Consider the following 25,322-nt stretch of genomic DNA (forward strand, 5'->3'; position numbering starts at 1 on the left):
ATCAGGCCGCCTCTCGTCGTTCGATCCGATCGAGGTAGGCGTCCTCGAGCGTCGGCGTCACGGGCGTCGCCTCGGGGACCGGTCGCTCGTCGGCGATCACTCGCACGCTGACCCCGTCCGCTCGCTGGACAGTGCCCGAGACCTGATACTCGCGTCGAACGGCCTCGAGGTCGTCGCGGGGCGCGACGTACTCGTAGACCTTTCCGTCGGTCGCCTCGACGAGCGACTCCGGATCCGCGTGCGTGACGAGTTCCCCTTCCTCAAGCAACGCGACCGTCTGCGCCGTCGCTTCGATGTCCGGTACGATGTGCGTCGAGAGGAGAACGACGCGGTCGCTCGCCGTCGAGGAGAGGACGTTGCGGAATCGAACCCGCTCCTCCGGATCGAGTCCGACCGTCGGTTCGTCGACGACCAGCAGGTCAGGGTCGTTTACGAGCGACTGCGCGATGCCGACGCGCTGGCGCATCCCGCCCGAGAACGTCCGGAGCTTTTGGTCTCGAGCCTGCTGGAGGTTCGTCAGCGAGAGCAGTTCGTCGATACGAGCGTCGGCGGTTTCTCGGTCCAGCCCGCGGAGGGCGGCGATATACTCGAGGAATTCCGTCGCGGTGAGATCCGGATAGACCCCGAACTGCTGTGGGAGGTAGCCAAGTACGTCTCGGACGACCGAAGGCGTTTCGACGGTGTCGGTCCCGTTCCAGTAGGCGCTTCCGGTGGTCGGTTCGGAGACGGTCGTGATGATCCGCATTAGCGTCGACTTGCCGGCACCGTTGGGCCCGAGCAGGCCGTGAATTCCCTGCTCCAACTCGAGGTCGACGCCGCGAACGCCCCACACGTCCTCGGCGTATCGTTTGCCGACGTTTGCCAATCGCAGATTCATTAGCGAACGTAGATGACAAACATAAATAAATACTATTGTCTGTCATACTATGAACGGAAGCTGCGCAATCGATTTCTGTCGAATCGGTGTATACTACCGGTCGCGACGCTCGGAATTGAAACGCCGAGACAGTAGGTCACGGCACGGATACGAAAACTACCGGTGAACGGACTGGTTCGAACCGGCTATCGAGGGAGTTCGAACGGGTCTCAGTCGTCGCTTGCCGCGTAGCCCGGCGACTCCGCTTCGGCGGGGCTCTCGGGCGTGGCCGGAAGTTCGGCGCGAACGTCGTCGCGCCCGTCCTCGGTGATCGCCTCGTGGTAGGCGTCGGGCATGACCTTCACGAACGACTCGAGTGCGCGCTCCCACTCGTCGAGCAGTTCCCGCCCGCGCTCGGAGCCGGTATAGGCGACGTGGTTCTCGACGAGTCGGCGAAGCATGGCCTCGTCTTCTGCCTCGAGCGTGTCGTGGAGGGTCACCATGCCGGTATTCGCGCGGTCGTCGAAGTCGCCGTCGGGGTCGTAGACGTAGGCGACGCCGCCGGACATCCCCGCGGCGAAGTTCGTTCCCGTCTCGCCTAACACGGCGACGACGCCGCCGGTCATGTACTCACAGCCGTGGTCGCCGACACCTTCGACGACCGCCTTGGCCGCGGAGTTTCGCACGGCGAATCGCTCGCCGGCGACGCCGTTGACGTAGAGTTCACCGCCAGTCGCACCGTACAGTGCGACGTTGCCGATGGCGACGTTTTCGGCCGGGTCGTAGGCCGCGGATTCGGGCGTCCGGATCGTCAGCTTCCCGCCGGAGAGGCCTTTGCCGACGTAGTCGTTCGCGCCGCCGTGGAGGTGCATCGAGACGCCACTGGCGAGGAACGCGCCGAAGCTCTGTCCGGCGGTCCCCTCGAGGTCGACGGTCAGCGTGTCCTCGGGAAGTCCGGCCTCGCCGTAGCGGTCGGTGACCCGGTTCGAGAGCATCGCGCCAACGGCCCGGTCGACGTTCGACACGTCGGTTGCGAGCGTGACCGGCGTCTGTTCCTCGATCGCCTGCTCGCCAGCGTCGATGAGTTTGCGGTCGAGTTGCTCCTCGAGTTCGTGGTCCTGCTCGCGGATCTTTCGGCGAACGTCGCCGTCCGGGTTCGCGAGGACGGCCGAGAGGTCGAGGTTGCGGGCTTTCGGGTGCTCAACATCGGTTCGTTGCTCGAGTACCTCGACGCGGCCGATCATCTCGTCGACCGTCTCGAAGCCGAGTTCGGCCATGATCTCGCGGAGTTCCTGGGAGATGAACGTCATGTAGTTGATGACGTGTTCGGGCTCGCCGGGGAAGCGCTTCCGGAGATCCTCGCGCTGGGTCGCGACGCCGACCGGGCAGGTGTTCTTGTGACACTGGCGGGCCATCACGCAGCCGCTGGTGACCAGCGACCCGGTGCCGAAGATGTACTCCTCAGCGCCAAGCAGCGCGGCGACGGCGACGTCGCGGCCGGTCTTCATCCCGCCGTCGGTCGAGACGCGAATCCGGTCTCGCAGGCCTGTCTCGCGGAGCATCTGGTTGGCTTCGGCGAGGCCGAGTTCCCAGGGGAGCCCGGCGCTCTTGATCGAGGTCCGGGGCGACGCTCCGGTGCCGCCCGAGTGGCCCGAAATGTGGACCACGTCGGCGTTGGCCTTCGCGACGCCGGCGGCGACCGTGCCGATGCCGGCCTCGCTGACGAGTTTGACGTTGATGTCCGCGTCCTCGTTGGCGGCTTTCAGATCGAAGATCAGCTGTTTCAGGTCCTCGATGGAGTAGATGTCGTGCAGCGGCGGCGGGGAGATCAGCCCGACGCCCGGCGTCGACTTGCGGACGTGGGCGATCATCTCGTTGACCTTCGCGCCGGGGAGGTGTCCGCCCTCGCCGGGTTTCGAGCCCTGGGCCATCTTGATCTGGAGTTCGTCCGCACTCGAGAGGTACGTCGAGGTGACGCCGAACCGGCCGGACGCGACCTGCTTTACGTTGCACTCGCGTTCGGTGTCGAACCGTTCGGGCGGTTCGCCGCCCTCGCCGGAGTTCGACTTGCCGCCGATCCGATTCATCGCGATCGAGTTGTTCTCGTGAGCCTCCGGCGAGAGGCTGCCGAGACTCATCGCGGCCGTCGAGAACCGCTCGACGATGTCCTTGATCGGTTCGACGTCTTCGATCGGAACGGGGTCGCGATCGGAGTCGAACTCGAGGAGACCGCGGAGCGTCTGGAGTTCGGTCTGCTGGTCGTTGATCAGCTCGGCGAACTCCTGATACCGCTCGTAGTCGTTCGAGCGGACCGACTGCTGGAGCGCGCCGACGGTTTCGGGGTTCCACTGGTGGTGGATGCCGTTCGATCGGTGTTCGAACTCGCCCTGACGGTCGAGTTTCGATTCGTCGTCGCCGAAGGCCGTCTCGTGGCGTTCGCGAACGTCGTCCTCGATTTCGGCGAGGCCGATCCCCTCCGTACGGTTCTCGGTGCCCTCGAAGTACTCCGTGACGAGGTCCGAGTCGAGTCCGACCGCCTCGAAGATCTGGGCTCCCTGGTAGCTCTCGACGGTCGAGATACCCATCTTGGCCATGATCTTCAACAGGCCGTCCTCGAGCGCGCCGACGTAGGCGTCGATCGCCACGTCGGTGTCCGCGCCGTCGGGACCCGCCGTGAGATCCTCGATGGTCTGGTATGCGAGATACGGGTTGACCGCGCCCGCGCCGTAGCCGACCAGCGTCGCGAAGTGGTGGACGGTGCGGGGATCCGCAGACTCGACGACGAGTCCGACGTGGTTTCGCAAACCGTTTCGAACGAGGTGGTGATGGACCGCGCCCGTCGCGAGCAGGCTCGGGATCGCGGCCGAATCGGCGTCGACGTTGCGGTCGGAGAGGACGACGATGTCGGCACCGTCCTCGATCGCGTCGACGGTATCGGCGCGAACGCGTTCGATCGCGGCCTCGAGGGCCGCCCCTGACTCGTCGCCGTCGGGTTCGTAGGTGATGTCGATCGTCGTCGCCGAGAGCCCGTTGGCTTCACACGTTCGAACCGACTCGAGTTCCGCGTCGGTCAGGATCGGTGAGTCGAGCACCAGTTGGCGGGCGTGTTCGGGCGACTCCTCGAGCAGGTTCCGCTGAAAGCCCAGTCGGCTCTCCAGACTCGTCACGAGTTCCTCGCGGATGTAGTCAAGCGGCGGGTTCGTGACCTGTGCGAAGAGCTGTTTGAAGTACGAAAACAGCGGTCGGTTGAACTCGGTGAGCACCGACAACGGCGTGTCGTCGCCCATCGAACCGACCGGGTCCTTGCCCTTCTTGGTCATCGGCTCGATCAGGTTCTCGAGTTCGTCGTGGGTGTAGCCGAAGGCCGCCTGGAAGTCCCGCAGGTCCGAAACGCGCTCCTGGGGAGTCCGATCGCTCGTGGAGACGATGTCCTCGAGCGCGACCTGCTCTTGATCCACCCACTCGCCGTAGCGGTCGTCGACGAGGTCGTCGAAGACCTCCTCGTCGGGGATGACCCGGCCCTCTTCGGGGTCGGCGAGGAACAGCTGGCCGGGCTTGAGGCGGCCGCGTTCGGCGATCTCATCCGGATTGGCCTCGAGCGCGCCGGCCTCGCTGGCCATGATCAGGCGATTGTCGGTGGTCACGTCGTACCGGCACGGGCGGAGCCCGTTCCGGTCGAGGACCGCACCGACGCGTTCGCCGTCGGTCGCGGCGACGAGCGCGGGGCCGTCCCACGGTTCGACGAGCGAGGCGTGGAAGTCGTAGAAGTCCTTGCGGTCGTCGTCCATGTGTTCGTCGCCGCGCCACGCTTCGGGCACGAGCATCCGGAGTGCGTGCTCGAGGTCTCGTCCGCCCTGCATGAGCAGTTCCAGCGCGTTATCGACGCTCGCCGTGTCGGATTGCTCGGGGTCGTCGATGATCGGTTTGACCGCCTCGAGATCCTCTAACACCTCGCTTTCGATGTCGGTCTCGCGGGCTCGCATCCAGTTGATGTTGCCCTGGATCGTGTTGAACTCCCCGTTGTGATGATGTTCCGGTAGGGGTGTGCGAGGTGCCACGCGCCGAGCGTGTTCGTCGAGAACCGCTCGTGGACCATCGCGAAGTTCGATTCGACGCGCTCGTCGGAAAGATCCGGGTAGTACGATTCGACCTGTTCGCCCTTCAACAGCCCCTTGTAGACGATGGTATCCGAATCGAGCGAGCAGACGTAGAAGCGCTCTTTGTTCTCGATATCGGCCGCTTCGACCGAATTCTCGAGGGCGCGTCGCGCGACGTAGAGTCGCCGATCGAAGTCCTCGTTGGAAATATCATCCTTCGGAGCGACGGCGACCTGCCAGACGTCCGGCTCCGATTCGACGGCCGTCTCGCCGAGTCCGTCGTTGTTCGTCGGAACGTCTCGCCACTCGAGAACCTCGAGGTCGTAGTCGGCGACGGTCGATTCGGCGAGGTCGATCAGGGACGCTCGAGCGTCGTCGTCTCGGGGCAAAAAGAGCGATCCGACGGCGTAGGTGTCCGGGAGATCCGCGTCGAGAACGGCGTCGAAAAACGCATCCGGTCGCTGCAGCATGATACCGGCTCCGTCACCGGTGTTTTCCTCGGCACCGGTGGTTCCGCGGTGTTCGAGGTTGACGAGTAGTTCGAGTCCGTCGGCGACGACGTCGTGGTCGACAGCCCCGTCGAGGTCCATTACGACGCCGACACCGCAGTTCGACCGCTCGTCCGCGGGGTCAGCGAGCCCCTGTGAACGACCGGAGGAAGATAAGTCGTGTGGCTGTGGCATAGCCTCCCTTGTGAGCGTCGGCCATAAGAGGCTAACCCATAATGACTAAATGTATTATAAACCCATACAAGGGAATATAAGGTGTTATTTTCTAGTGGTTAATCACGGCAATCAGGCGGAGAAGTGTCAGAGGCACGTAGTGGTCGCTCGGGAGAGCGAACACCACGATACGTAATTAGCCGCCACCGATAAGGATGTGGGGGCTAATCCATTAGGCCCGGTAATTGATGTCGGATAGAATCGACGATCGTTCGGTCGCGGTTCAGAGCACTTCTCAAAACGGCGACAGTTAGTACGACTTCGCGAAGTAGGCGATCTCGTCGGCGGGTTCGCCACAGACGGCACACTCGGCGTCATCGTCATCGGGCGCTTCGGGAACGCCCGTCGTCGCCCCGCCTTCCTCGGCTAACGGTTGCATGACGATTTCCGCGGAGACCTTCTCCTTGATGGCCTCTTCGCAGGCCTGATCGCCACACCACGGGACCCGCACGTAGCCGCCGTGTTTGCCGATCGTCCCCATGATCTCCTCGGGGCTGTCGGCCTCGCGAACGTTGTCCTCGAGCGTTTCCTCGGCGGCCGCGTAGAGTTTGTCGTAGACCGTCTCGAGGTTCGCTTCGACGGACTCGACCAGTCCCGATCGGTCCGCGACGACGTTCTCGTTGTCGGGTCGGTGCACCAGCGTGACCTCCCCGTCGTCGACTTCGTTCGGACCGATCTCGAGGCGAAGCGGCACGCCGTTGAGTTCGTGTTCGTTGAACTTGAAGCCGGGATTGCGTTCGTCCCGGTCGTCGAGTTCGACGCGAACGCCCGCGTCCTCGAGTTCCGCCGCGATCTCCTCGGAGTACTCGAGGACCTTCTCTTTGGTGTCCTCCTGCCAGATGGGGACGATGACCGCCTGCGTCGGTGCGACCGTCGGCGGGAGCACGAGTCCCTGATCGTCCGAGTGGGTCATGATGAGCGCGCCGAGTGCGCGCCAGGAGAGTCCCCACGACGTGGTGTAGGCCGTCTGCTCGTCCTCGTCATCGTCGACGAAGGTGATGTCGAACGCCTTCGCGAACGACTGGCCGAGGTGGTGGCTGGTGCCGCCCTGAACCGACTTGCCGTCGGGCATCAGCGCCTCGACGGTCGTCGTCGTGTCCGCGCCGGGGAACTTGTCGTGTTCTGGCTTTTTCCCGCGAAGCACCGGAATCGCGAGGACGTCCTCGTAGAGTTCCTCGTACTGTCCGAGCCGGGTCCAGACCTCGTTCCACGCGCCCTCATCGCTCGCGTGGGCGGTGTGGCCTTCCTGCCACATGAACTCCTTCGTCCGGAAGAACGGCTTCGTTTCCGTGGCCTCCCAGCGCACGACCGAACACCACTGGTTGAGCCGCAGCGGCAGGTCGCGGTGGCTGCGGGTCCAGTCGGCCATGAACGGCGCGATGATTGACTCGCTGGTGGGCCGAACCGCCAGGCGCTCCTCGAGTTCGTCGTGGCCGCCGTGGGTGACCCACGCGACTTCCGGGTCGAACCCTTCGACGATGTCTTTCTCCCGCTCCAAGAAGGACTCGGGAATGAACATCGGGAAGTAGACGTTGTCGACGCCGGTCGCTTTGAACCGGCCGTCGAGTTCGTCCTGCAGGCGTTCCCAGAGGGCGTAGCCCCGCGGTTTCGTGACGATGAAGCCGCCCATCGGCGCGTAGTCTGCGATTCCCGCCTTCTGGACGACCTCGGCGTACCACTCGCCGGGCTTGTGCGATTTCGACTCGGTGATCCCGAGTTCCTGACTCTCGTCGCTCATTGGTTCAACTCTCAGCCAGCGCGGGCTTAAACCATGCGAAGGCCGGACGCCGGTTCTGGGCTCGCCGTGGACTGAGCAACACGAGCATCCGGGAGTCAACTAGCGCTGCGGTCGAGTCGCTCACCGCGGGTGTACTTCCCGTGAAAGGCGAGCATGTCGATCCCCATCGCCGCCAGCGAAATCCCGCCGACGGCGGCTAGGAGAAGGAAAAAGAGGCTGTCGCTCCCGACGAACCCAAACGAGAGTGAGAGCCCGAGCAGGACGTTCCCAGCACCGCTCCACCGATACCACGCCCAGCGATCGGTCAGTCCCATATCGGTCGCTGCCACGATATCGAACACGCCGGCCAGCCCGAGCAACGCGACCTGCACGAGAAATACCGGTGTCTCGAGGCCATCTGTCCCCAGCAGAACGATGCCGCCGCCGCTGACGAGAAGCAAAAACGCGCCGATAACGCCGCTGAGTCGACGGTTGTGGCGTTCGTTCATGCGATTTCTGGTACCGGTTTAGCGAAGCGATTTCGTGTGTGGAGGGGCATAGACACGGGTTCTGACTATCAATACTTAACCATTGGCCAGGGACGCGCACGTTTACCTCCATAATTAGAAACCTCGCCGGTTCGGTTCGCTCGAATCATGTTAGGTTCTAGAATGATATCGTTTCGAACTGTCGTTAAAATCATTATGTATTATTACTTCCCACGTTATTGTTCGCTGTTGCTATGGGAAATAACAAACCAGGAAATACACCGAGTTCGTCAATTTCAAAAATTGTACTATAAATTGAGTTCCTTCTTTTTATAAAGAATATAGATCATGTAGAATCTGAACTCGCGCCGACCTGTTGGGGTTTCGATCGTCGACCGAACCGCTATTCGCCGCGGAGCGAGTCGACGATCCACGAGACCGCGACGAAACCGACAACCGCGATCACGGCGATAGAGAGCGTGATCTCGCCTCGAGCGACGAGCTGGTATCCGAGGATCGCGACTAAGAGGACGGGAGCCTGCCAGAGATAGTTGGGAATCGAATCGAACATCGCCATAACGACGGTCGGTCGGCCGAACGAAAGAAGCTGACGATCGCCCTGAGCCGCGTCGAACGGCTCGCAGTCTCGAGCGGTCGTCGAGCCCTCGACGACGAGGGAGCCGGCGGCTCGCTGAGTTATCGGCCGAGCTTTTCGCGACCGATTTTGACGCCGGTCGGCGTGATGATGATCTGGTCGTCGCCCTTCCGGACGATGTCGCCATCGACTTCGTTCGCGACCTGTCGGAGTTCGTCGACGATGTGTTCGACCGTCTTGTCGTTCGTGCGCAGTCGCGTGATGTCGGCGATGACGATGTCGCCGTCGTAGACGGTGTCTTTGATGTCGATCGCGGCTTCCTGTCCGTCGACTTCCGCGACGTGTACTTGCATCGCTGCCTCCGTCGTGTTGTCGGTCACGTCGTCGAGGTCCAACTCGACGTAGTCCTCGGCGGATCTGGATTGCTCCCCGCCCAGGATTTTAGTCATCAGTCCCATTGACGGAATTCAGCCTCGCCGTGAGTATAGTTCTTACGTCAGACACTGTCCCGATAGCGAGACGTTCGTCGCCGCCTCGTCGCCGATTCCGCGAACGTCGTTCGACGGGCTCGAGGTGGCGAGGTGTTAAGGTCTCGGGAAGCGAGTATCAAGACGAAATGGAACGCCCCACCCGTCAGCGCGAGCGCGCGACCGAATCGGAACAGCAAGCGCAGGAGTCGGATCACGAACGGGTGTGCGACGAGTGTGAGTCCGGCACGCTCGTCAACAGCGACGACCAGGGCGAACTCGTCTGCGATCACTGCGGGCTGATCGTCGAGGAGACGAACATCGACCGCGGCCCGGAGTGGCGCGCGTTCAACCACTCGGAACGACAGAACAAGTCCCGCGTCGGCGCGCCCACGACGAAGACGATGCACGACAAGGGGCTGACGACCTCGATCGACTGGAAGGACCAGGACGCCTACGGGCGCTCGCTCTCGGCGGACAAGCGCAGTCAAATGCGGCGACTCCGCAAGTGGCAAGAGCGCATCCGGACCAAAGACGCCGGCGAGCGAAACCTCCAGTTCGCGCTCAGCGAGACCGACCGCATGGCCTCTGCACTCGCGATCCCGCGTTCGGTCAGGGAAGTCGCCTGCGTGATGTACCGCCGAGCGCTCGACGAGAACCTCATCCGCGGGCGCTCGATCGAGGGCGTCGCGACCAGCACGCTGTACGCGGCCTGTCGCATGGAAGGCATTCCCCGCTCGCTCGAGGAGGTCGCCGCCGTCTCCCGCGTCGACCGCAAGGAGATCGGCCGGACTTACCGCTACGTCGCTCAGGAACTTTCGCTGAAGATGGAGCCGGTCAATCCGAAGAAGTACGTGCCCCGGTTTTGCTCCGAACTCGAACTCTCCGAAGAAGTACAGGGCAAGGCAAACGAGATCATCGACACCACGACCGAGAAGGGGCTCCTGTCGGGCAAGTCGCCGACCGGCTACGCCGCCGCCGCGATTTACGCCAGTTCGCTGCTGTGCAACGAGAAGAAGACTCAGCGCGAGGTCGCAGACGTCGCGCAGGTCACCGAAGTCACAATCCGAAACCGGTACCAAGAACAGATCGAAGCGATGGGTATCCACCACTAACCCGCGAGCCGACGGGTGTGGGGCGTCTCGAGCCGAATCGACCGTTTCTCCTCCGGGCAGAGCAAGCGGGGTGGGTTACCCCGCGAATTCGTAGAGGTCGTCGCCGACGTGATGGAGCGAGTCGACGACTTTCCCCTCGTCGCCGACCATCTGCGTGCCGTCGACGCGGGCTCGACCGACGGCGAGTACCTTCCCGTGGGACTCTTCGGCGATAACGACCAGATCGCCGCCGGTGATGTCGCCCGTGGCCTCGGTGATGCCAGGTCGCATGATGTCGGCACCGTCGCTGACGAACGAGATGGCACCGGAGTCGACGGTGACGAGTCGCTTCTCGGGTTCGTACGCGTTCGCGCCGCGGACGGTGAGAAACGGCTCGTCGTCGAAGTACGCGATCTGGGGCTCCCCATCGACGAGGATGACCTCCCAGTCGACCGCCTCGAACTCGACGCGTTCGTAGGCGTCGCCGTCGAGGTCGACGCCGAGCTGGTCGGCAAGCGTCGTCTCGAGATCCGAAACGACGTCGCTGCGGAGATGGTGTCGAGATTTGACCTCCATGCTCGAGCGAACGGGCGGTTCGCGTATAAAACGACCGTTCTCGGCCACGGACGTACGTTGGGCTGATTTGGCGAGGCGCTCGTCGGAGACAGCCGGGCGGCCCATTCGTACCGGTGGTGTGTCCGCTCGAGCGGACACTCGTCGTCGCCGACGGGTGTGACAATCGCTAAGTGTGCACACTCCAACTCAGTTCGTATGTGGCCCGCCGGGACCGAATCGGAGACGGTGACGTGCGTCGCCTGCGGTGCGCGCACCGACCGCGAGCTGGCTCGAGAGTACGACAAGTACGGCAATCGCTGGGAGCGCGAGGGCAAGGAGTTCGAGCACTTCTGTCGGTCCTGTCACGACGAGCTCTGTCACCACGCTCGGACCGAACTCGAGGAGTTGCTCGTCGAGATCGACGCCGGTGAGTGCTCGCGACTCGAGTTCCTGTCGCGCTACGTCGCGACCGTCGAGGATCGGTACGGGCCGCTCGAGGAGCGGTGAGCGAGCCCGGTCGCAAGCGTCCGTCGGGTCGAAGCGGATACCATCCCGACACGGCTTTCAGGGATACGTCCGTACCCACCGGTATGAGCGACGAGACACAGGCCGACGCAGGCACGGCCGAAGGGCAGGGCCCGGTCGAGATTTCCGAGGACCTCGCCCGCCACCTCGAGAACAAACGCGAGGAGTTGTTCGAGAAGTTCGAGATCCGCGACGAGTTCCCGCCGGCGGTCCTCGAGGAGGCCGAGGAACTGACCGGGGACGTACAGGGTGAGATCGACGAGGAAATCGACGACCGCCGGGATCTGCGCGACCTGACGACCTGGACGACCGATCCGATCGACGCCCAGGACTTCGACGACGCGATCTCGGTCGAAGAGCGCGAAGAGGAGTACGTCCTCTGGGTTCACATCGCCGACGTCACCCACTACGTCAACCCGGAGACGGCGATGTGGGACGAGGCTGTCGAGCGTGGGAACACGGTCTACCTGCCAGGATACACCATCCACATGCTGCCGCCGGTGCTGGCCGAATCGGTCTGTTCGCTCGTTCCGAACCAGGAGCGATTCGCCCACACCGTCGAGATGCATCTGGACAAGGAGAACCTCTCCTACGAGACGATCGACATCTACAAATCGGTGATCGAGTCCGACGAACGGCTCACGTACTCGCAGGCCGAAAACCGCCTCGAGGATCCCGACGCGCCGTTGCACGAGGAGAACGTGCTGGTCCACGAACTCGCCGATCGGATGCACGAGATCCGCAAGGAAGACGGCTCGCTCGTGCTGAACCCCGCTCGCGACCGCGCACACACCATTATCGAGGAGTGCATGCTGAAGGCGAACAAGGCCGTCACGCACGAACTCATGTGGTCCCGCGGCGTCGAGGCGATGTACCGGGTTCACCCGCAGCCGAGCCCCGACGAGTGGTCGAAGGCGCTACAAGAGATCCAGGACTTAGACGGCGTTTCGATTCCCGGCGACAAGTGGGACGACCCGCGGATGGCGGTCAACGCCACGCTCGAGGACGCGCCGGGCCGCCAGCTCGATAAGATCCAGTGGGCCGTGATGAAAGTCATGCCGCGCGCGCGATACATGAACGATCCGTTCGGCGGGCATCACGCGCTGAACTTCGAGATCTACGGCCACTTCACGAGTCCCATCCGGCGGCTGTCGGACCTGATTAACCACTGGATCGTCTACCAGAACGACGTGCCCGAGAACCTTGTCGCGCTCTGTGACCGGGCCAGCGACAGGCAGAAGGACGCCGAGCAGTGCGAACGCGAGTACAAGACGTTCTTGCAGGAAGTCGGCCTCGACCCGACGGCGGTCAACAACCGCGGTATCGAGGTCGTTGAGGGCGATGCGGAAAACACGCTGTAGTCACCGCCAGCGGAAGGGAGACGAAACGACTCCGAACTCGTCGTTTCGTCGGGGCTATAGCGGTTTCTCGTAGACGTGTTCCTCGAGTTCCCCGTCGACTTCGGTCTCGTCAATCTCCGCCTCGAGATCGCTGTGTTGAGTCTCGACACGTTCGAATCCGGTCGATTCGTAAAACGAGATGCCGACGTGGTTGTCGGCGAGAACGCGCAGCCGGAGCGTTTCGAACGAGTCGTCGAAGGCTTGTTCGAGCGCCGTAAGCAGCGCCGAGCCGACGCCGTCGCCCCACGAGTCGGGATCGACGTAAATCCGGTTGAGGACCGCGACTCGCCGCGCTGTTTCGGCGCGCTCTCCGGGAGTTCCCTGGACGAATCCGACGACTGATCCCGACCGTTCTCGGCTAGATGGGGTCGCTGCGAACGTCGCCCCCGTCGCGTTGGCGGGTTTGCCCTCGTCGGTGGATTCACGCGTTGCGACCAGAAACGCGCCGGCGTCTCGCTTCGCTACCCGCTCGAGACTCTCTTCGAGGCCCTCGACCGCATACCACTTGTTGGTCAGTGCGTCGACCGTCTCGAGGCCGAGGATGTCATCGTAGACCGCGTGCCAACTCTCGGACGCGATCCGTCGAATCGCTGGGACATCCTCGAGCGTCGCCGATCGAATTCGAGGCATGTTGACTCGATCAATGGAGTCAAATGGTAAACAAGTTGTGGTGGTCCGTAATTCGTTGTCGGTGTCGTGACGCCGCGCGGCGACTCAGATTGGCGGCCGCTCTTCTCGAGTCGGAACCGTCGCTTTGAGTACTCGAACGGCTTACGTCGCGGTAGCGGCCGGTCAGCTGAGAGCGCCCCTCAGAAGAGACTCAGGTTCATCGCGTACGGCCACGAGGAAACGCCGAGCGCGAGAAAGACCAACGACGCGCCGAGCAGGCCGACGTTTTTCAGGAAGCTGTTGATCTCGCCCTGTTTCTGGTCTTCGGGGACGTTCCAGAAGTCGTGCATCTTCGGCGTGACGACGACGAAGAACACGACGAGTGCCGCCGCTGCCAGCACCGGGAAGACGCCGAGCACGATACCCAGGCCGCCGAAGAGCAACACCACACCCGAGAGCGGAATCGCGAGCGACGCCGCCGGGACGCCCTTCGCCTTGGCGTACCCGATCATGCCCTCCATGTCGAGGAAGTGGTTGAGACCGGTAAACGCGATGACCAGCCCGAACAGGATTCGACCCGCCAACAGCAGTTCGGCGCTGGGGCCGTTCTCGAGTACCATCAGTTGCTCACCCGCGATTTCCCGACGCGCTCGTTCGAATTCGCCAGTCCATCTCTCCGATCGTGTAGTCGTTGCATACGATACCAGGTTCGGCCCCGCACAGACATATATTCTTCCTGATGGTACGGTTATCTGGTATCCCCCATGTTACTGGAACACCCGATGACTGAGAGGGGTTTCGCTACTAATTTATCTGGCCCACAAGATGACATACATTAGATGTTTTCGACGTTTGATAGCGAGAGTAGCGCGCAGGCCTCGCGGCAAGAATTTCGGTTCGAGAGCCGTTCGTGCAAGGAGAAAGCCCCGTGCTTTAGCGCGGGGATGAATCCGACAACAGGAACACCAACCACGAGTGTTATTGTGCCCGACAGCATACCGTGAGGCAAGCACATCTGGCGAAAATTGGAGTTGGATTGGGGTCTCCGTCACCAAAAAGTAACCCTGTGTCGGATGTTCTACTCGACCATTGGTGTCGAGTCAGGTCGATGGCACGGCCTGTGAGGTGCAAGCGGATACCCAAGCACACCACGCCTCCTTCGGAGGCCCGACGCACTACTCACAAACCACAGGCCAGACCCCTCGTGGTCTCGGTCAGGGTGCCTTCGAGGACACACGAACGGCGTGCTGTCCCACGAAGGAATCCTCGCCCCTCAGGGCGGGGAGGATGTCAATCACCTCCACTTTCGGCTCGGATGTGCGTATAAACTAACGACTCGAGAGACGAGACATCGGCTCTCAGAAACTGAACAGCGACAGCCGGACACTCGACGGCCGAATCGACGACGCCACGTTCTCGAAAGAGCGGACGCTAGCTCGAGGCGGGCGAGAGGGTCGTTCGGACCTCCTCCGCCGACTCGGTTTCAGTGATGATGGCGACTTCGTCGCCGGACGCCAGTTCGGTGCCGGGAAGCGGGATCGTCAACGGGTCGGCCGCGCGTCCGTGGGCGTAGATGCGGGCGTTGCCGGGCAACTCGAGTTCGCTGATCCGCTTTCCGACGGCGCTCGAGCCGTCCGCGATCTCGACGACCGTGAGCTGTAGCGATTCCGTGAGATCCGCGACGACGTTGAAGTCGCCGCCGAGCAACGCGGTTTTCGCGCCGGCCGCTCCGAGACGTTCGGGGTAGACGATCTCGTCGACGTCGGCCGCGTACTTCTCGTAAATATCCTGTCGGTAATCCTCGTCGATCCGCAACACGGTTCGACACCCGTGATGTGCGCCGACCATGCACGCTGCGAAGTTAACGTTCAAGTCGGGCGTGAACGTGCCGATGGCGTCGGCGGTGTCGATTCCGGCGTCCAGTAAGACCGCTTCGTCCGCAGCGTCGCCGTGGACGGTGTCGAACCCGTCGCCGACGGCCCTGTCGATCCGATCGGAATCGATATCGACGACGATGACATCGTGTCCTTCCTCCGCGAGAACGCGCGTCGTCCGCGATCCCACGCGACCGTATCCAACGATAACAAACCTCATGGTTCGCCGTACGTGGTGAACGGTCAAATACGTTGGTCCCACTGTCGCGGTCGGCCCCAGTATCGAAGATCGGTCCAGTACTGCGGGTGATCCCACACCCGTGGTTCGGGCGCTCGAGCGCTCGAGCATTCGACGACATCGCGTTCCCAATCGGCGAAGACCGCTCGCTCGAGCACTGCCCGTTCACATACTGCTCGTTCACACCGCACGTCTACGTCTCGCCTGTCCGCCACCCGAAATGGAGCGGTCGTTCGAACCGACGATCCACCGGTTCCTCGAGCGAGTCATACCCACAACATATACACGAACGTGCAATAGTAGTGGCCAGTCGAGACAGGAAGGGTTAACTTACCGGTGTCGCTATGCTCGTTCATCCAACATGGGGGTACGTGAGACGATCGCGGCGTTTTTCGGCTTCGACGAGTACGGCACCGATCTCAAAACCGAGTCAATCGCGGGACTCACGACGTTTCTGGCGATGGCGTACATCATCGTCGTCAACCCGAGCATCCTCACCGATGCGATTCTCTACGATCACGCCACCGGCGAGATCCAGTCGACGACGATGATACAGGGGACGGAGTACACCGCGAACGAACTCTTCCAAATGATCGCCGTGGTCACCATCCTGGCCTCGGTCGTGGCGATGGTGGTCATGGCGCTGTACGCGAACCGGCCGTTCGGACTCGCGCCGGGAATGGGACTGAATGCCTTTTTCACCTACACGGTGGTCCTCATCCTCGGCGTTCCGTGGCAACTCGCGCTCGCGGCGGTCTTCGTCGAGGGTGTCGTCTTCATCGCGCTGACCGCCGTCGGCGCTCGGAAGTACGTCCTCGAGTTGTTCCCCGAGCCAGTCAAATTCGCCGTCGGCGCGGGGATCGGCGTCTACCTGCTGTTTCTCGGATTACAGGAGATTCAACTGGTCGTCCCGCACGACGATACGTTCATCACGCTCGGAAACGTCCTCCAGAGCCCGGTCGCGGCGCTCTCGCTGGTCGGGCTCACCGTCATGCTCTTGCTGTACGCCCGCGGCGTCAAGGGCTCGATCGTCATCGGGATTGTTTCAACGGCTATCGCCGGCTGGGCGCTGACGCTCGCCGGCGTCGTTCAACCCGACGTGCTCACGCCGGCGGGATCGTACGACAGCGTGACCAACGAGGGCATCGTTTCGATGCTCGGCTCGGTTCAGTACGACTTCACGCCGCTTTTCTGGGGATTCGTCGACGGGCTGGGAATGATCACCGAGGATCCGCTGGTGTTCGCCATGGTCGTCTTCACGTTCTTCTTCGTGGACTTCTTCGACACCGCGGGAACGCTCATCGGCGTCTCCCAGATCGGCGGCTTCCTCGACGAGGACGGCGACCTGCCCGAGGCCGAGAAACCGCTCATGGCCGACGCGGTCGGAACGACCGTCGGCGCGATGATCGGCACCTCCACGGTGACGACGTTCATCGAATCGTCGACGGGGCTCGAGGAAGGCGGCAGAACCGGGTTCACCACGCTGGTCGTCGCCGGGTTCTTCGCGCTCTCGTTGCTGATCGTGCCGATCATCTCGGCGATCCCGCAGTACGCGACCTACCTCGCGCTGGTCGTCGTCGGGATCATCATGCTCCAGGGCGTCGCCGACATCGACTGGAACCACCCGGCGTGGGCGATCTCCGGCGGCCTGACGATCACGATCATGCCGCTGACGACGTCGATCTCGAACGGCCTCGCGGCGGGGATCATCACCTACCCGCTGGTCAAATCCGCAGTGGGCGAGTATCGCGACGTCTCACTCGGTCAGTGGCTGCTCGCGATTTCGTTCATCGTCTACTTCGTCGCCTACTTCGCGGTACAGGCCGGAATGGTCGCCTTCTGAGACGCCACCGGTAGGTACCAGTTGGCCACCGCCCGCGTTTTCGACCCGAGCTGACAACCAACGTGCTCATACGGCTGGCCCGGCAAAGCACGGTCATGTCAGACATCACGTTCTACGAACTGCCCGGCTGTCCGTTCTGTGCGAAAGTCAGAACGAAACTCGAGGAACTCGACCTTGAGTACGACTCGATCGAAGTGCCTCGATCCCACGCCGAGCGCACGGAGGTCGAGGAAGTAAGCGGCCAGACCGGCGTTCCGGTCATCGTCGACGAGGCCCACGGCGTCGACGGCATGCACGAGAGCGACGACATCGTCGCCTACCTCGAGGAGACGTACAACTAGGGAGCTGCGACGCAGGCTCTTTTCCGAAAACAGCGCCAGTACCGACCCTCGCGCGATCGACTGCGCTCGAGTTCGGGGTGGCGACCGCTACGCCGACATGGAGTATCCCGCGCCCTCGATCGCACCGCCGAGCGCGGCCGCGTCTGCCAGCGCCGGGTCGTGTTCGACGCGGACCTCGTTCGACTCGTGGTCGGCAGTTGCCTCGGAGACTCCATCGAGGCCCTCAAGGGCATCGACGACGGTTTGCTCACAGCCGTTGCAACTCATTCCGGTTACCGCGAGCGTCGTCTGTTCCATACCAGACGTACCCGAGCCAGCGAATTGAACGTTATCCTCTCGAGTGCGTGCGTCGCGGCCGGATCCGAAGTCGCTCGAGCCCTACGTTCCGTCGCTTTTCGCTTCGCGCCCCAGGTGCGACTCGACGGCCTTGACCTTGTCCCGCGCCGTGTGGTCGCTCGTTCGCTTGTCGTCGATTTTGAACACCGTACTGACTCTCTCGGCGTCGATAGCGTCGTGGGCCGCTTGGGCGGCGGCGAACAGTTCGTCCGTCGACTCGGCTTCGATGGTCGTCCCCATCGGGCCGGTCTCGTACGCGACATCGTAGTCCTCAAGCGCCGCCACGGCGTTCGCGACTTCTTCTGCCATGCTGTCTTCGACGACCGGTGCCGTACTGAGAAAGCCGATGACTGTCATTGTGAAAGTTATCGGCGTGGAGGATCCTAAAGCTCACTCTCGAGCTATCGCGATCGCGGTCGCGTCGGCGAGCAGGCCGAAGGCGTCAGTTCGCGGGGCCGGGGGGTCGAGACTCCGGCGGGAAGACGACGATCTCCCCGTCGGCGTAGACGTAGACTTCGTGCTCGAGAGCGGTGAACGCGACGTGACCGTCGGTTCGGCCGCTCCCGTCAGCTTTCGACGCGAAGAGTCGCTCGAGAGCGTCCGGATCGACGCTGTCGTACAGCGAGAACTCGCCCTGCGAGACGTCGGTGTCCGCGATCGACGCTAGCGCGTGGACGACCGTCGTCGTCAGGGTCGCGCTGCCGTCGGGATCGTACTCAAAGTGGTATCGGTCGTTCGCGTGGTCGTACTGGATGTCGCTCGCCCCATCAGTGGTGTGAACTTTCGTTTGCATTTCGATACTCGGTGTTCAATCGTCCAATTGTGGATACCCGTTCATAGTATAAAAGACGGTCGAACTCCATAAATATAGACGATTGTGACTATAGCGGCGGTTTAAAGATCGACACGACTGGGTGTCGAAATTGCGACGGGACGGGACTTTTGTCCATACCCGTTCTAACCTGTTGTCTGTCGGATGTTATGCTGGACGACCGCGGTCGCCTCGCGCTTCCGTCGGACGTTCGAGAACGAGACGGTGATCGATATCACGTCGTTCAGCTTCCCGGGGGCGTCACACTCGTCCCACGAGCCGACGACCCGCTCGAGGCGCTCAGAGACGAGTTTTCGGACGTGGAGAAACCGGCCGACGAACTTCGTGACAAGGGTCGCGAAGCCGCCGTGAACAACTCTGGGTCGGGTAGCCGATGACACGTGTCTCTTCGTAGATTTGGAGGCAGTCGGCGAAGCGTACCGCTCCGCACCCACTAAACGCGACTCGCGCCTAGGGCGAGTAATGAGCGATTGGACGGAGAAGTCGGGAGAATCTGATGTCGATTCGATGTACTGGGTTTGGTAATCGATTGTTCGCGAACGAGTGGACGAACTCGGTAGCTGCTCCCGTTGATGGGTGTTCCGGAAGTGAGATTCGGAAAATACATTATTAAATGTGGATAATTGTGTGGTTTCGGCACAAATCCCGCATACGATCGTCTCGAGCCGGTTCGGAGCGGTCCGTCGTTTCGTGGCAGCCGTGGGTTCGCGCTCAAGGCCGGGGAGATCGAAATCGAGATAACACCCCGTGAGCGGTGTGCAATCCCGTGATCCGCCCGACGTGCTGTGATCCGGAATATCGCAATCGCGTCAGAAGTGCCGTGATTGGGCCGTGAGCCCACAAGAACCGCTCGAGTCAGTGTGAGCCTCCCGTGACGTGAGGATCGCTGTGTCGGAACATATCGAGCAGCATCCGTTCAAACCGGTCGCCGTCGACCGACTCGACCACACGCGTTTTCGGCTCGTTCCCGGTGACGTCGAGTTCGTCGACTAGGCTGTACCCCCGCGTGGGTCCCTCGCGGTCGTCGACTTCGACGTAGTAGGTGGCCGCTTCTTCGACGAGGGCCGGCTCGAGCAGCGTCGCGAGGGTCATCGAGTCCGGCTGGGTCGTGACGTCGGCCCCCAGAGAGTCGTCGTCGGATTGAGCGTTGAACTCCCGGACGGCGTCCGTTATCGTCAGATAGAAATCCGCCAGTTCGGTGTCCATCGTTTCGACCTCCTCGAACACGTCGGCTTCGAACAACGAGTCCCGAACCGTGACGCCCCAGTCGACGAGGGTCGTCTCGAACGCCTCGATCACCGCGCGGGCTGCGTCCGGATCGACCCAGAAGTTGTACTCCGCGGCCGGCGTGATATTTCCGAGCGTGTTGACGGCCCCGCCCATGATCCAGACCGAATCGAGCAGGTCCGGCAAGTCGGGTTCGCGCTGTAGCGCCAGCGCGATGTTGGTCAACGGCGCGATACAGGCAAGGGTCACCTCGCCGGGGTTCGCTCGAGCCGTTTCGACGATGAAATCGACGGCGTGTTCGTCGCCCGATTGGATGCCCGTGTCCGGAAAGAGTTCGCCGCCGAGCCCACCCTCCCCGTGGACGTACTCCGCGAAGTCGTGCTCCTTGAGCAGCGGCGAGCGAGCGCCCTCGTAGACCGACACCTCCTCGGCGACGCCGGCGAGATCGAGCGTGTACTTGGCGTTTTCGACCTGACACTCGAAGGGAACGTTTCCGGCACAGATCGTCACGCCCTCGAGCGAGACTCGATCGGAGAGCGCGGCCAGCAACAGTGCTTGCGTGTCGTCGCCGGCGGTATCGGTGTCGACGATCAGGCGTTGGGGTTCTGTCCTACTCATACGGGGCGGTTGGCCCGAAGGAACAAATACGTCAGTGATCGAAACGCCTCGTCTCGGACCGACCCGATACGACGAGAGATACCCGTCGGTTCGCCGTCTAACACCCCTCTCGAAAGTAATGTATCAGTCTGCTGGTTCGAGTGTGTCACCTGTCTGACGTACACTGAAGTACCTTCCACCCGTCGTTCGAGTATGGTCCGAATCGCCTCTCCAGCGTCAGTCACCACTCTCCGTTCTGTCAGGTATGAATTCGACAGCGGTTTCGAAGCCGACTCGAGACGACCGACGGCCGTCGACCGGACGACCGCCCGTTTTGCGGCCGCGAGTATCGACTCGAGCAGTTCCCTGGCCGCAACAGCATCGGAACGGGGCGTCGACGAGGGCGTCGGATCGGTCGTCGGACCGTGACACAGCACGTCCGACCGCGGCGCGGCGTCGCATCCGGTGCGGTTCGCCCGCGGTCGACTCGGACACCGGGCGACGACGGCTGGAATCCGAGTCGAGCCGATCATATCGACGAGAGGGGGTTGACCGGCCACGACACTCAAATAGCGCACGGTCGAAAGTATGTTAGGCAGCCACAGCCGATGAAAAACCTGCTAAATGGGTGCGCGTCGAGTGATCGAGCGACGAATACCAGCGGGTCATCACGACGTCTACCGGTGGTCGACTGTGGCGAGTAAATCGATTCCGCCCGTCGACCGCGTCACCGACGCGTTTTTCGCGCTCGATTCCGGGTTTCGGTTCACGTATATCAACGAACGAGCCCAGGCACTTCTCAAGCGCTCTCGAGGCGAGCTCATTGGCCGCGTCATGTGGGACGAGTTACCGCGGACGATCGAGACCCAGTTCCCCGACGGGTTCTACCGCGCGATGGACGAGCAGATCCCCGTCTCGTTCGAGGTCTATCACACCCGACTGGAAACCTGGTTCGAGGCGCGCGCGTACCCGTCGGAAGACGGACTCTCCGTCTTCATGCGGGACATCACCGAGCGGAAAGACCGGGAGACCAAACTCGCACAGAACGCCGCCGTCGTCGAATCGATCCGCGACGGCGTCATCGTCCTCGACAACGGCAATCGGATCGTCTCGGTCAACGAAGCGGTCGAGGCCAACTTCCGGATCGACCGGTCGGCGTTACTCGGCGAACACGTCGATACGCTCCCGGAGTTGGCCTCGATCGACGACGAACACGCACTCGAGATCGGCCGATCGATCGACGACGTCGCTATCGGCGCCGCGGACTTCCGTGAACTCGAGGTCCCGTTTACCGATCTACACGGAAACGAGCGCATCTGCGAACTTCGACTCGTCCCGATCGAAGACGAACGGGCGAACGTTGCAGGGATTATCCGCGACGTGACCAAACAGCGGGCCCACGACCAGATCATCGAATCGTTACACGAACTCACCCGATGGTTGTTCCAGTCCGAAGACCCCGACGAAATCTGCTCGATCGCCGTCCACGCAGGCAGCGACCTCCTCGAGTTGCCGATCAGCGGAATCTGGCTGCTCGACGATACGCAGGGGTATCTCGATCCCGTCGCCGGAACGGCGAAAGCCCACGACGAGTTCGGCGGACTGCCGCGCTTTCGGCCCGGCGAAGGGCTCGCCTGGGACGTCTACGAGTCCGGCGAACTGGAGTACTACGACGATCTGAACGAAGTCGAAGACCTATACAATCCCGCTACACCGCTTCAATCGGAGATAATCGCCCCCGTCGGCACTCACGGCGTTCTCATGACTGGATCGTTCGAGCCGAATCGGTTCGACGAGTCCGATCTCGACCTCGTCTCGACGCTCGTCGAAAACACGACCGTCGCGCTCGATCGCGCCGAACAGGACCAACTGCTTCGCGAACGAACGGAGCAACTCGAGCGACAGACCGAACGGCTCGAGGCCGTCGCGAACGTCCTCTCGAACGACATCAAAGAACAGATTCGAACGATTTCCGACGCCCTCGAGATCGAACGAGCGGAAGCATCGGGCGTCTCGATCTCGGTTCCCGACGAGTCGGTCGAAGCGACGCTCGGTCGAACCGAGCAGTTGGTTGACGACGTTCGCGAGTTCGCGCGCAACTCCCGCAGCGTCGGAATGCGCACGCTGATCGATCTACGAACGGCCGCCGAGGACGCGCTCGAGCGGTCCGAACTCGATCCGATGAATCTCGAGATCGAGACGGACGCGACGCTCAGAGCCGACGACGATCGGTTCGGTCGCCTCCTCGAGTCGGTCTTCGACGACGTTGCAGCCCGTTCGACTGCCGAAACAACCGTCAGAATGGGAGCGATCGACGCCGACGAGGATTCAGATTCAGTGCGCGGGTTTTTCGTCGCCGACGACGCCGAAACCGGTTCGAGCGGTCCGCGGGATCGGCTTCTCGACCCGGTCGGACCGGAAGATCTCACGCTTCCCGGACTGGGGCTAGTACTGGCTCGAGTCATCGCCGAGGCGCACGATTGGACGATCACCGTCGAAACGACCGACAGCGGTGAGGGAACCCGAATCGAATTCCGCGACATAACGACCTTCGACGACGACTGAGCGACGCTCGTACCCCGTTACAACGCACCGAAAAATACGCTCCTGTTTTGCCGATGCCGGCGTCGTCACTCGAGTTCTCGTTCGATCGTGTTTCGGAGCTCCCGAACGCTCTCTGCACCGACCTCGAGGGTTTGTTCGCCGGTTTCGATCCGAACGACGCCGTCGTCGGTGGGCGTCCCGATCGAGACGACCGGCGTCTCGTCGGGGACGGCCGCACGGAGGCCGTCCGGATCGGTGGTCTGTACAAGGGCGCGTCCGGGCTGTTCGTGGAACAGCGCTCCGATCGGGTCCTCGCCCGGAAGTGCGACCTCGAGGCCGACTTCTGTCGAAGCCATCTCGGCGAGAGAGACCGCGAGCCCGCCGTGGCTCACGTCGTGGACGGCACGGGTCGTCTCGTCGTCGGCGATTTCGGCGAGCGCGTCGACGAACGCCGCGGGCGACTCCGGAAGCGCCGGGAACCGGTCGCTGCCGGAGAACTGGGCGAGGTACTCGGACCCGCCGAGGCGGTAGGAATCCGACGCCATCGCGAGGTCGCCGACGAGCAGCAGTTCGCCCTCGGGGGCGGCCTCGAGTGGCGGCGCGTCGTAGCCAGCTTTCGTGCCGACGACGGCGAGTGTCGGCGTCGGCGGAATCGGTCCGGCGACCGAATCGTTGTACAGCGAGACGTTCCCGCCGACGACGGGGATCGAAAGCGCAGAACACATCTCTGCGAGGCCGTCGACGATTCGGGTGAATCCGCCGTACACGTCGGGTTTCTCCGGGTTGCCGCCGTTGAGACAGTCGACGGCGGCGAGCGGGGTCGCGCCCTTCGCCGCGAGGTTCGTCGCGTTCTCGAGCGCGATGGCCTTCGCCCCCTCGAGCGGGGCCGCCTCGGTCCAGTTCGGCGCGGCACCCGAGGAGATCGCAAGTCCGGTCTCACACTCTCTGATGGCCATCACCGCCGCGTCGTCGCCCGGCGGGACGCTCGTTCGAACGCCGACCTCGTGGTCGTACTGCCGGTAAACCCAGCGTTTCGACGCCGTGTTCGGACTTGAGACCACCGATTCGAACGCCTTCTCGAGTTCTGTCGTCGGGCGGTCGACGTTCGGTCGCGGCGGATCCTCGGCGGGCAGATCGTTCATCGGCGCGCCGTCGCCCAGGAAGGACGCGTCGACGTCGACGACGGTTTCGCGCTCTCGCGGCTCCCCCTCGTCGCCGCTCGAGTCATCCGAGGCGCGTCGCGCCTCGCTCCCCTCGAAGGTACAGACGTAGTTGCCGTCGGTGACCTCGCCGATGACCGAACAGCCGAGATCGAACCGCTCGGCGATTTCGGCCACGCGATCGACGTTTTCGGGTTCGACCTCGTAACACATCCGCTCTTGGGACTCGGCGAGGAGGATCTCGAGCGCGTTCATGTTCGGTTCGCGCTGGTGGACGCGATCGAGGTCGATTCGCGCGCCGAGACCGCCTTTGGCAACAAGTTCGCTCGAGGCACCGCCGAGTCCGGCGGCGCCCAGATCGCGCGCGGATTCGATCAGGTGCTCCTCGATCAGGACCTCGTTGGCCTCGATGAGCAGTTTTTCCGCGTAGGGGTCGCCCACCTGCACGGCGGGTCTGTCCTCGGTCTCTGCGTCTTCGGCCAGGTCTTCACTCGCGAAGCTCGCGCCGCCGAGACCGTCACGACCGGTCGCGTTCCCGACGAGGACCAGTTTGTTGCCCGGTTGCTGGGCCTCCGCGGTGACGAGTCGATCCGCCTCGAGCAAGCCGACGCAGGCGACGTTGACGAGCGGGTTCCCCTCGTACTTCGCGTGAAAGTCGACGCTACCGGCGACGGTCGGAACGCCGATGCAGTTACCGTAGTGGCTAATCCCTTCGACCACGCCGTCGAACAGGTACCGGGAGTGTTCGCGATCGAACTCGCCGAAATAAAGCGAATCCGCCAGCGCGATCGGGTACGCCCCCATCGAGAGCGTATCGCGGACGATCCCGCCGACACCGGTGGCCGCACCGTCGAACGGATCGACGTATGAGGGGTGATTGTGGCTCTCGATCCCCATCGTGATGTAGGTCGAGTCACCGTCGTCTTCGCTCTCGCCCTCGAGATCGGTTTCGTCGTCGCTGTTCGTCCCCGCGTCGCCGTGTGACGGCAGTTCAACGACCGCAGCGTCGTCGCCCGGCCCGACGACGACCTGTTCGCCCTCGCTCTCAAACGCGGAGAGCAGCGGTCTCGAGGACCGATACGCGCAGTGTTCACTCCAGAGGTTCTCGAACAGCGCCGCCTCGGCCGGGGTGGGATCGCGACCCAGTTCCTCGACGACGAGTTCGCGGTCCGAATCGGCAAGACTCATTCATCCCCATGTTGAAA

General features: G+C 62.8%; 22 protein-coding genes and 1 pseudogene. 7 read left to right on the forward strand and 16 right to left on the reverse strand.

What is annotated here, in order from left to right:
- Nucleotide 1: 1 nt before the first annotated feature.
- From EL22_RS03670 to sepF, 6 genes and pseudogenes are all read right to left on the reverse strand, one after another.
- A complete protein-coding gene (locus EL22_RS03670; RefSeq protein WP_050050205.1) occupies nucleotides 2–877 on the reverse strand; it encodes an ABC transporter ATP-binding protein in 876 nt (291 codons plus the stop codon).
- A gap of 209 nt (nucleotides 878–1,086) precedes the next feature.
- Nucleotides 1,087–5,636 (reverse strand): annotated as a pseudogene (gene gltB, locus EL22_RS03675) (glutamate synthase large subunit).
- Between the two features lie 289 nt (nucleotides 5,637–5,925).
- Nucleotides 5,926–7,413 (reverse strand): proline--tRNA ligase, encoded by a 1,488-nt coding sequence (gene proS / locus EL22_RS03680; protein ID WP_050050206.1) that lies wholly within the window; start codon nucleotides 7,411–7,413, stop codon nucleotides 5,926–5,928.
- A 95-nt stretch (nucleotides 7,414–7,508) separates the two neighbouring features.
- Nucleotides 7,509–7,901 (reverse strand): hypothetical protein, encoded by a 393-nt coding sequence (locus EL22_RS03685; protein ID WP_050050207.1) that lies wholly within the window; start codon nucleotides 7,899–7,901, stop codon nucleotides 7,509–7,511.
- A 382-nt stretch (nucleotides 7,902–8,283) separates the two neighbouring features.
- A complete protein-coding gene (locus EL22_RS17005) occupies nucleotides 8,284–8,457 on the reverse strand; it encodes a hypothetical protein (protein WP_156184035.1) in 174 nt (57 codons plus the stop codon).
- A gap of 119 nt (nucleotides 8,458–8,576) precedes the next feature.
- Nucleotides 8,577–8,933 carry a cell division protein SepF gene (gene sepF / locus EL22_RS03690; RefSeq protein ID WP_050050208.1) on the reverse strand — a complete coding sequence of 119 codons (357 nt, stop codon included), beginning with the start codon at nucleotides 8,931–8,933 and terminating at the stop codon, nucleotides 8,577–8,579.
- Between the two features lie 158 nt (nucleotides 8,934–9,091).
- On the opposite strand from sepF, the gene EL22_RS03695 reads away from it, so the two are divergent.
- The gene (locus tag EL22_RS03695) at nucleotides 9,092–10,057 is read left to right on the forward strand and encodes a transcription initiation factor IIB family protein (protein WP_050050209.1); all 966 of its coding nucleotides are present in this window, start codon (nucleotides 9,092–9,094) and stop codon (nucleotides 10,055–10,057) included.
- A gap of 75 nt (nucleotides 10,058–10,132) precedes the next feature.
- Here EL22_RS03695 and EL22_RS03700 read toward each other — a convergent pair whose 3' ends face one another.
- Nucleotides 10,133–10,612, reverse strand: coding sequence for an RNA-binding protein (locus EL22_RS03700; protein ID WP_050050502.1), 480 nt, complete (start codon nucleotides 10,610–10,612; stop codon nucleotides 10,133–10,135).
- Nucleotides 10,613–10,807: 195 nt separating this feature from the next.
- On the opposite strand from EL22_RS03700, the gene EL22_RS03705 reads away from it, so the two are divergent.
- The gene (locus EL22_RS03705) at nucleotides 10,808–11,098 is read left to right on the forward strand and encodes a hypothetical protein (RefSeq protein WP_050050210.1); all 291 of its coding nucleotides are present in this window, start codon (nucleotides 10,808–10,810) and stop codon (nucleotides 11,096–11,098) included.
- Nucleotides 11,099–11,181: 83 nt separating this feature from the next.
- Complete coding sequence (locus EL22_RS03710; RefSeq protein ID WP_050050211.1) at nucleotides 11,182–12,477, forward strand: ribonuclease R family protein; 1,296 nt, start codon at nucleotides 11,182–11,184, stop codon at nucleotides 12,475–12,477.
- Between the two features lie 54 nt (nucleotides 12,478–12,531).
- On the opposite strand, the gene EL22_RS03715 is transcribed toward EL22_RS03710, so the two are convergent.
- The 3 genes from EL22_RS03715 to EL22_RS03725 all read right to left on the reverse strand — a co-directional run bounded on the left by EL22_RS03715 (nucleotide 12,532) and on the right by EL22_RS03725 (nucleotide 15,219).
- A complete protein-coding gene (locus EL22_RS03715; protein WP_050050212.1) occupies nucleotides 12,532–13,146 on the reverse strand; it encodes a GNAT family N-acetyltransferase in 615 nt (204 codons plus the stop codon).
- 179 nt (nucleotides 13,147–13,325) lie between these two features.
- Entirely contained in the window at nucleotides 13,326–13,745 is a 420-nt protein-coding gene (locus EL22_RS03720) for a DoxX family protein (RefSeq protein ID WP_050050213.1), read from the reverse strand.
- An 811-nt stretch (nucleotides 13,746–14,556) separates the two neighbouring features.
- Entirely contained in the window at nucleotides 14,557–15,219 is a 663-nt protein-coding gene (locus EL22_RS03725; protein ID WP_050050214.1) for a TrkA family potassium uptake protein, read from the reverse strand.
- 379 nt (nucleotides 15,220–15,598) lie between these two features.
- Between EL22_RS03725 and EL22_RS03730 the strand changes: the two genes are divergently transcribed.
- Together EL22_RS03730 and EL22_RS03735 are read left to right on the forward strand one after the other, a co-directional pair.
- Nucleotides 15,599–17,080, forward strand: coding sequence for an NCS2 family permease (locus EL22_RS03730; protein WP_050050215.1), 1,482 nt, complete (start codon nucleotides 15,599–15,601; stop codon nucleotides 17,078–17,080).
- Nucleotides 17,081–17,175: 95 nt separating this feature from the next.
- The gene (locus EL22_RS03735; RefSeq protein ID WP_050050216.1) at nucleotides 17,176–17,421 is read left to right on the forward strand and encodes a glutathione S-transferase N-terminal domain-containing protein; all 246 of its coding nucleotides are present in this window, start codon (nucleotides 17,176–17,178) and stop codon (nucleotides 17,419–17,421) included.
- Nucleotides 17,422–17,508: 87 nt separating this feature from the next.
- On the opposite strand, the gene EL22_RS03740 is transcribed toward EL22_RS03735, so the two are convergent.
- From EL22_RS03740 to EL22_RS03750, 3 genes are all read right to left on the reverse strand, one after another.
- Nucleotides 17,509–17,718, reverse strand: a complete 210-nt coding sequence (locus EL22_RS03740) for a heavy-metal-associated domain-containing protein (RefSeq protein ID WP_050050217.1) — start codon at nucleotides 17,716–17,718, stop codon at nucleotides 17,509–17,511.
- Nucleotides 17,719–17,799: 81 nt separating this feature from the next.
- A complete protein-coding gene (locus EL22_RS03745) occupies nucleotides 17,800–18,114 on the reverse strand; it encodes an MTH1187 family thiamine-binding protein (RefSeq protein ID WP_050050218.1) in 315 nt (104 codons plus the stop codon).
- Between the two features lie 85 nt (nucleotides 18,115–18,199).
- Nucleotides 18,200–18,550 (reverse strand): HalOD1 output domain-containing protein, encoded by a 351-nt coding sequence (locus EL22_RS03750; protein ID WP_050050219.1) that lies wholly within the window; start codon nucleotides 18,548–18,550, stop codon nucleotides 18,200–18,202.
- A gap of 176 nt (nucleotides 18,551–18,726) precedes the next feature.
- Between EL22_RS03750 and EL22_RS03755 the strand changes: the two genes are divergently transcribed.
- A complete protein-coding gene (locus EL22_RS03755; RefSeq protein WP_050050503.1) occupies nucleotides 18,727–18,966 on the forward strand; it encodes a hypothetical protein in 240 nt (79 codons plus the stop codon).
- A gap of 478 nt (nucleotides 18,967–19,444) precedes the next feature.
- On the opposite strand, the gene EL22_RS03760 is transcribed toward EL22_RS03755, so the two are convergent.
- Nucleotides 19,445–20,434 (reverse strand): nucleoside hydrolase, encoded by a 990-nt coding sequence (locus EL22_RS03760; RefSeq protein WP_050050220.1) that lies wholly within the window; start codon nucleotides 20,432–20,434, stop codon nucleotides 19,445–19,447.
- A complete protein-coding gene (locus tag EL22_RS03765; RefSeq protein ID WP_050050221.1) occupies nucleotides 20,431–20,946 on the reverse strand; it encodes a hypothetical protein in 516 nt (171 codons plus the stop codon). Before EL22_RS03765 ends, EL22_RS03760 begins: the two co-directional genes overlap by 4 nt.
- A gap of 160 nt (nucleotides 20,947–21,106) precedes the next feature.
- On the opposite strand from EL22_RS03765, the gene EL22_RS03770 reads away from it, so the two are divergent.
- Nucleotides 21,107–22,978 carry a PAS domain-containing sensor histidine kinase gene (locus EL22_RS03770; protein ID WP_050050504.1) on the forward strand — a complete coding sequence of 624 codons (1,872 nt, stop codon included), beginning with the start codon at nucleotides 21,107–21,109 and terminating at the stop codon, nucleotides 22,976–22,978.
- 65 nt (nucleotides 22,979–23,043) lie between these two features.
- Here the strand turns inward: EL22_RS03770 and purL are convergent, their stop codons facing one another.
- Nucleotides 23,044–25,305 (reverse strand): phosphoribosylformylglycinamidine synthase subunit PurL, encoded by a 2,262-nt coding sequence (gene purL, locus EL22_RS03775; protein WP_050050222.1) that lies wholly within the window; start codon nucleotides 25,303–25,305, stop codon nucleotides 23,044–23,046.
- Nucleotides 25,306–25,322 lie beyond the last annotated feature (17 nt).

The sequence above is a fragment of the Halostagnicola sp. A56 genome (assembly GCF_000691505.1).
Lineage (GTDB): Archaea > Halobacteriota > Halobacteria > Halobacteriales > Natrialbaceae > Halostagnicola.